2 pseudogenes are annotated in these 1,764 nt (G+C 60.4%); one reads left to right on the forward strand and one right to left on the reverse strand.

Going from position 1 to position 1,764, the window contains the following annotated elements:
- Positions 1 to 118: 118 nt before the first annotated feature.
- Positions 119 to 1,464, reverse strand: a pseudogene (locus tag KNO58_RS15205) (IS1182 family transposase); the annotation flags it as partial.
- 74 nt (positions 1,465 to 1,538) lie between these two features.
- Between KNO58_RS15205 and KNO58_RS15210 the strand changes: the two are divergent.
- A pseudogene (locus tag KNO58_RS15210) lies at positions 1,539 to 1,764 on the forward strand (hypothetical protein); the annotation flags it as partial.

Here is a 1,764-nt window from a genome sequence, read left to right on the forward strand (position 1 = left end):
TCAGGCTGTTGACGAACCAAATCGCCCATCGCGATTTGGTTCGTCTTTTTTTGTGTTCCATGTGCTCGAGGCGCTCTGCCCGACATAAAATTGAAGAAATGCTATGTAGACGGTCTTTCTCGGCCAACAGGTTGGCCAGCTTCTTCATGTTTTGTGCGATGGCTGCCACTAGGTTGGCGCGCTGGACCTTATCGGTCCCTCGGTAGAACGTGAACCGGAGCCCGTGAAGCTCTTTCGCGTCGGCGAACGAGCGCTCCACGGTCTGGGGCCGGAGGCGATAGAGGGTTCGTCCGGATGCGGACAGCCGGTTCTGGTTCACCGCTTCGCGGTAGCTTTCATCAAGATGACGGGTGATGACGCGCCGGTGGGCGCGATTGGACGTACACTTCTCGAGAAGCGGACAGTTCTGGCAGATGGCGGGGTCGGAGGCGTAGTGGCGATAGCCGTGTCGGTCGGTCGTGCGATAGGTGAGACGCTGTTTCGCCGGGCAGACATAGACGTCCTCTTCTGATACATAGTTGAAGCTCGTCCTCCGGTACATCCCCTTCTTCCCGCCGAAGCGACGCCGGGCGATGACGCCGAAGACACCGCGCTCGACGAGCGCCTTCGCGATCTCGGTCGTGAAGTACCCGGCATCGAGGGCGACCGCTTCTAAAGGAAAGGCGAACCGGCCGAGGATGTGCTCGAGACGGGCGACGTAGACGGTGCTGTCCGACACGTTCCCGGGCGTGACGTGCACGTCGACGATGAAGTTGTGTTTGGCGTCGACCGTCCGGTGCGCCAGCCAGAAAAAGCCTTCCGGCTTCTGGTCACGATACATGTAGCCCGCGTCCGGGTCGGTCCGGCTCACCTTGATGAACCGGCTCTCCCGTTTCGGTGATGCGGGCTTCAGGGCTTTTTTCCCCGGTCCGACCGTTCCTCGTTCACCCGGTCGAGAAGCTCGCCCTCGATCGCATTCACCACACGCTCGACCTCGACCTTGTCGAACTTCTTCTTGTTCGCGTTGGCACGGATATGGGTCGAGTCGGTGATCAGGATGCGCCCTGACACGAAGCCGTGGGCTTCGGCCTGGCCCACGATGTCCTCGAAGATCTGTTGGAAGACGTCGTTCCCCTGGAAGCGGCGCCGATAGGCCTGGCTGATCGTCGAATGGTCGGGCACCTTCTCGTCGATCCCGAGCCCGAGGAACCAGCGGTAGGCGAGGTTCGTCTGGACCTCCTTGACCGTCTGGCGGACGGAACGGATGTTGAACAGCGGGCCGAGGAGGATGATCTTGATGATGATCTCGGGGTCGATGCCGGGCGTCCCGGTGTTCGAGTACAGGGGCGCGCAAAGGCGGTGCACGATCGAGAAATCGATGTGGCGGTCGAGCTTTCGGACGAGGTGGTCCTGCGGGACCAATTGGTCCAAGGTGGTCTGCGTCTGGATCGGTTCATGTCTCTTCTCCGGATGGGCACGGTACATGTCGGGTTCCTCCCTAGTCATCGGACGGGTTCGGTGTCTATCTGCCTTTTCCCGTTTTCCCCGGTTCGAAGAACATGTCCTGGACTTTTTCTTCAGCCATCGAGGCCTCAGAAAAAGACAAACGGCCACCTGACGGCGACCGTTTGCATTGCTCGCCCGACGGCGCCCCGACTCCTGCAGGAGAGCAATCCAACGGAGACCCAGCAGCGACACAAGTCGCGATGCGGCTCCGGGATTGCCTGCGGAAAGCGTGGGCGCCGGAAGGACGAGCGATTCTATTGATGTTAGTCAACAAGCTGA

Origin of the sequence: Exiguobacterium sp. J17977 (assembly GCF_018616375.1) — a bacterium.
GTDB classification, from domain to species: domain Bacteria; phylum Bacillota; class Bacilli; order Exiguobacteriales; family Exiguobacteriaceae; genus Exiguobacterium; species Exiguobacterium mexicanum.